Genomic DNA, 5119 nt, shown 5'->3' with positions numbered 1-5119 from the left:
TCTTCCTATAAAGAAAAGTCATTGATAATCCGAGATGAATAACAGACCCTATGGAAAAAGCCAAGGGCAATCCCAAAAGAGCTATTTTGGGCAAATCCGCCAAAGCGAAAAAACTTATCAGAAAACTTCTGGCAAATTCTGAATTATTAAAAAGCCAAGCGAAGAAAATCGCCAATGAAACGGTCAAAAAAACAACAAAGGAGGTTATCAGCGTCGGTGTCTTGGTATCTTGAAGAGTATAAAATGTCCTGACTATGAAAAAGGTGGCGGAGTAAGCAAAAAGGCCGAGACAAAAAATACCCAAACAAGCGGAGGCCAAAGCTGCGTCTTGGAAAGTGAAATTGCCATGTCTTAAAATTATCGCTACGATTTGCTCTCTTAATGCGAGCATCAAAAAACTGATCGGCACTATTAAAAAAAGTATCTGGCGAAAGACCGAAGAAAATGTTTTTATAAATTTTTCTTTTTCGCCTTCGGCCCAAAGCTTTGAAAGCGTTGTGAATGTGGCCACAACAAGGGAAATGGTAACAATTCCGATGGGAATAAATTGAAGATCATTGGCGAAATTAAAAATACTTATGGCGCCGACGCCTAAGGTTGAAGCGATGATTACAAAAGCAACTGTTTCTATCTCAAGAGAAGCGGAGGCAAAAACGCGAGGAATCATTAATTTAAAAAATTTGTGTATCTTTTTATCCTTAAAATCAAGAATGAATTTGTAATTAAAACCGCTCTCAATCACAAAGGGAATTTGAACGGCCAGAAAAACAAACGCTCCTAAAATCACGCCCATGGAAACGCCACTGATGCCAAAATAAGGAGACAGGAATATAATGCCGAAAATAATGCCCAGATTATATATAATCGGACCCAAGCTATAAATAATAAATTTGTTAAAATATTGGAGAACTCCGGCAAAAACAGAATATAAAGTAAACAAAACAGGGCTCAACATCATTATCCTCGCTAACGAAGTGGCTAATTCAATCTGTTCCTTGCCGAATCCCGGAGCAATTAATTTTATTATGAAGGGAGCAAGTATAAAAAGGACCAAACACATTATGGAAAGCAAAAAGAGAAAAATATTGAAAATATTATTAGTAAATCGCCAGGCCTCTGCTTTGTCCTTGGGAAAATATTCTGAAAATAAGGGCAGGAAAATGGAAACAATTCCCCCTGTAATCAGAACATTGTAAATGAAATCAGGAATTCTGAAGGCAACGAAATAAGCGTCCAAATCAGAACCGGCGCCGAAAGTTGACGCTAAAAGCCATTCCCTGACAAGACCTAAAAAACGACTTGCCAAAGCCGCGAAAGCAAGAATAATTGCCACCGCCCCGATTGTCTTAACTTTTGAATTCAGGATATCGCCGATCATTTTTAATCTTTTGCCTTGCGGAGGATGCCGATAGGAGTTGACTCTCCGCATTGCCCGAGAGGATTATCTTTTAAAGATTTTAACAAAACCTGCCTGTCGTATTTATAAGATTGGCTCAAACCGAGAATATTCGCCCCCCAATCATTAATATCAACTATGGCCGTCGGCGCCTTAAGCTCTCCGGCGATTTCTTCTGCCACTCTGTCGGGATTTAACGGCCCCCTAACGGCGCATTTGTTGTAAGGAGGGATAGTATACTCGCAAGGACCGTCAACTGCTCTGGCTTGATCTCCGGCGACCATATAAAAGACGCCTTTAATGCCAAATGGCTTTGTTAATCCGGCGAGCAAGGCGGCCAATAAAATTCTGAAAATACCGACTTCTTCTATGGCCAATTGCATTGTTTCCGGCATACCCAGACCTATTCCGCCCTGTCTTTTTTGAACAAGCTTGCTTAAAAACATAGCCAGTTTTGTCGGCTTTATTTTTTCTATCCGATGAGACCTGCCCTGCATAATGGAAATAATTTTCTCGCTCACGAAAACAACATCCCCATCTTCCAGAACATTACTTACATATTCTTTTACAAACGAAACATAATCCTTGTCTTCTTCGGTGACAAGGCGAGTTTTAACAGGATATCTGGCATATTTTTTTCCGTCAACATCAATTATTAAATTTTTTCCCGGGTTAGCGACGAACATAATGTAAGTTTAGCTCAAAATTCAAATTTTAAAAAGTAGGCAATGACCTTGCCATAACTAAAGAATGTGCTAAAATAATATTGTTTTGGGAAATCGGGTGATCATTCTTCGCCACATTTTTTTGTAAAACAAAAATTTGGGCGGGGGGAAGGAAAGTCCGAACACTCTCCCGCTTTTAGCGGGATCCCGCAAAATGCGGGATCCCGTCGCAGCGGGATAAAATGGTAGCGGGCAATTCCCGTCCCCCGCAGCAATGCGAGAAGAGGTGCGAACAGAGACGCTGAGACCCGAAAGGGTTGAAGCGTCCGCCACATTTTTTCGCTTCGCGAAAAATTGGGCGGACGAATCCCTTAGGAAACTTTGGGAGTGAAACGGTTAAATCCTTACCGGGGTGCAAGAACAAATCAGGAATTTTGCTTTCATGTAAAATTTCTGGAAAAGTAGTTCGCTTGACCCCGCAAGTAATTGCGGGGCTAGATAGATGATCACACAAATACAGAATTCGGCTTATAGATTTCCCAAAACACTTAAAAAGAGCTTGCTTATCGGCAAGCTCTTTTTCTAACGGTTTTTAAAATTTGATTCCCCTTCAAAGTACTTTAACAGGCATTTCTTGAACCCTTCTATATTTTTATCCTTGACGGTGAATCCGGCCGCCAAAGGATGTCCGCCATAAACCTCAAGATATTTTGAACAGCTGTCCATTGCTTTGACGGCATTAGTTCCCTTGGGCATTCTCACCGACCCGGGATTATTTTTTTTGCCTCTGACGAAAATAAACGTCGGTTTTTGATAAATATCGCAAATTCTTGAAGCAACCGACCCTAAAGAAATCAAATCCCATGAGCAATCTCCTTCAAAAACAATAGGCTCCTCCGGCGACTCCAATATTTTCTGGTCAATATCATCTGTAATCTCTTTTATCCTCCTATGTTTTTCCGCGCTTTTCTTTATCAAATCTTCAGCCAATCCGCGCGCCTCTTCAAGAGATGAAGCCGTCAAAAGCAGGTATGTATCATGAAAATTATCCTTCTTTTTTCCGGCGTTCAAAACCGAAATAATTTTGTTGGCAAAATCCCGACTGTCCATATAATTATCAACATAATCAATATCCTTAAATACTTTTATCCCTGGCCTCAAAGACTCTTTTATACATTTCAAACCCTTGATTATTATTTCTCTGTTATCTTCCTTTTCAGGAACCATGTCGGCGATTGTTCCAAGCGCGGCAATCGCCAAAAAATCCTTTTTCAATTCTCCGGAAAATTTATTTTTTAAAATTTCTTCGGCGAGATGAAAAACTATGCCGACGTTAGCCAAAACCTTGAAAGGATATTTGTCTCCCGGCTGTTTCGGATCAACAATAATAGAAGCCTTGGGAAGCTTCCTGATAATCTCATGATGGTCAATAACCATCACCTCAAAGCCCATTTTATTGGCCAAATCAATTTCCTTGAAATTAGTTATCCCGAGGTCCATGGAAATAAAAAGAGCCGGAGCCATTTTTTTCATAAACTTCAACCCATTTTTGTTTATCCCGTAACCGTCGGATTCTCTATCGGGGAAATAATATCCGGCAACATCTCCGCCTAAGTTGCGGATTGTTTCTTTCAGGATAATTGTGGAAGTTATGCCATCTAAATCAGAATCGCCGTAAAGCACGATCCTTTCTTTATTTTTAACCGCTTTTTTAATTCTTATTGTCGCCCTCTTTAAATTCTTTATTTGATTGTTCATTGATTATTGGGAATTAAATTTTATTGTAGGACTTCTAAGCCGGGAAGTTTTTCTCCGGCCAAAAAGGCTAACATAGCGCTTCCTCCGACGGAAATATGGCCAAATTTATCAGCTACCCCTAATTTGTTGATAAACTCTATCGTATCCCCTCCTCCGGCAACTGAAAAACACTTGCTGTCCAAGATAGCCTTAATAACCTCCCTTGTCCCGGCCTGATATTTTTCCTGATCAATTTTCCCCAGCGGACCGGCCCAAAAAATAGTTTTGGCTGATAATATTTTTTCTCTGAAAACTTCTCTCGCCAGAGGCCCTATATCAAGACCGCCCAAGCTGTCCTTTGGGAAAATTATTTTTCCTGAATCGTCTTTTATTTTCCTTTTCCTGACCTCCTCTGTCGTTGAATCCCCTAGAAGAAAAAAATCAGCAATATCCAGAAATTTTTCTATAACCTTAACCTTATCTTCAGCCTTGGTTCCGGCGATAATCAAACCCAGCGGCTTCTCGGGATTTTCCATTATCTTAGACAAAATTTCTATTTCTTTTTCCAACAATAACCCCGCTCCGGAAGGCAAATACTTCGTAATCCCGACAACTGAAGCGTGGCTTCTATGGCAGACTGAAAAAGCGTCATTGATATAGATATCGGCTAAATGGGACAGAGAACGGCTGAATTCTTCATTATTATTTTCTTCATCTTTATGAAATCTTAAATTTTCTAAAAGTAAAATATCTCCTTCTTCCATCCGGCTTACCTTTTCTTCAACTTCCTCGCCGACGCAATCCTCCGAAAACCCCACCCCCCTATTCAATAACTCGCTCAACCTCCCGGCCACTGTTTTCAGCGAAAACTTTGAACTTTGGACTTTGAATTTTGAACTTTGCAACGGACGGCCCATGTGCGACATTAAAATAACCCTTCCTTTTTCCTTGAGTAAATATTCAATTGTCGGTATTGTTTTTCTTATTCTAAAATCATCTAAAATAACCCCTTCTTCATCAAGGGGAACATTAAAATCGCAACGGACAAGAACCCTCTTGCCCTGAAAATTAAAGCTTTTTAAATCCTTCATTGTCTTGGTTGCCCTCCGTAGCTTCAGTGGAAGAGGGCTTGCCCTCGTTTAATTTTCCGAGAGAATCGTGCAATAACTTTTTTAATTCTCCTAAATTAATTTCTTTGCGTTTCGGTTTATCGTATTCTTTTTTCTCATACTTTTTAGACGAAGAAAAAGAAATCTGTTCTAATTTAATCGGCTCATTAGGAGAAGAAATAACTGGGGCTGGAACTGGAGTCGGAGCCGGA

4 protein-coding genes, 1 other RNA gene and 1 pseudogene (1 of these 6 running past the window's edge) are annotated in these 5119 nt (G+C 40.0%); 1 reads left to right on the top strand and 5 read right to left on the bottom strand.

Annotated elements, in window-relative coordinates:
- A partial coding sequence (gene mviN, locus COS96_01655; protein PIU43952.1) for a murein biosynthesis integral membrane protein MurJ occupies positions 1 to 1378 on the bottom strand: 1378 nt, incomplete at its 3' end.
- Between the two features lie 2 nt (positions 1379 to 1380).
- A complete protein-coding gene (locus COS96_01650; GenBank protein PIU43951.1) occupies positions 1381 to 2082 on the bottom strand; it encodes a F420-0--gamma-glutamyl ligase in 702 nt (233 codons plus the stop codon).
- Positions 2083 to 2167: 85 nt separating this feature from the next.
- On the opposite strand from COS96_01650, the gene rnpB reads away from it, so the two are divergent.
- An RNA gene (rnpB, locus tag COS96_01645) (RNase P RNA component class A) lies at positions 2168 to 2608 on the top strand.
- Positions 2609 to 2643: 35 nt separating this feature from the next.
- On the opposite strand, the gene COS96_01640 is transcribed toward rnpB, so the two are convergent.
- The 3 genes and pseudogenes from COS96_01640 to COS96_01630 form a co-directional block, all read right to left on the bottom strand.
- Positions 2644 to 3819 carry a hypothetical protein gene (locus tag COS96_01640; protein PIU43950.1) on the bottom strand — a complete coding sequence of 392 codons (1176 nt, stop codon included), beginning with the start codon at positions 3817 to 3819 and terminating at the stop codon, positions 2644 to 2646.
- A 20-nt stretch (positions 3820 to 3839) separates the two neighbouring features.
- Positions 3840 to 4889, bottom strand: coding sequence for a phosphoglycerate kinase (gene pgk / locus COS96_01635; protein PIU43949.1), 1050 nt, complete (start codon positions 4887 to 4889; stop codon positions 3840 to 3842).
- A gap of 40 nt (positions 4890 to 4929) precedes the next feature.
- Positions 4930 to 5119, bottom strand: a pseudogene (locus tag COS96_01630) (hypothetical protein) (it continues 1490 nt past the right edge of the window).

Source organism: Candidatus Nealsonbacteria bacterium CG07_land_8_20_14_0_80_39_13, assembly GCA_002779355.1.
Classification (GTDB): Bacteria; Patescibacteriota; Minisyncoccia; order Minisyncoccales.
This window is presented reverse-complemented; position numbering and strand designations above follow the sequence as displayed.

What these genes read in the sequence shown, in the direction of transcription:
- COS96_01650 (PIU43951.1), bottom strand. Translation starts at nt 2,082, where the DNA reads ATGTTCGTCGCTAACCCGGGAAAAAATTTAATAATTGATGTTGACGGA.
- COS96_01640 (PIU43950.1), bottom strand. Translation starts at nt 3,819, where the DNA reads ATGAACAATCAAATAAAGAATTTAAAGAGGGCGACAATAAGAATTAAA.
- pgk (PIU43949.1), bottom strand. Translation starts at nt 4,889, where the DNA reads ATGAAGGATTTAAAAAGCTTTAATTTTCAGGGCAAGAGGGTTCTTGTC.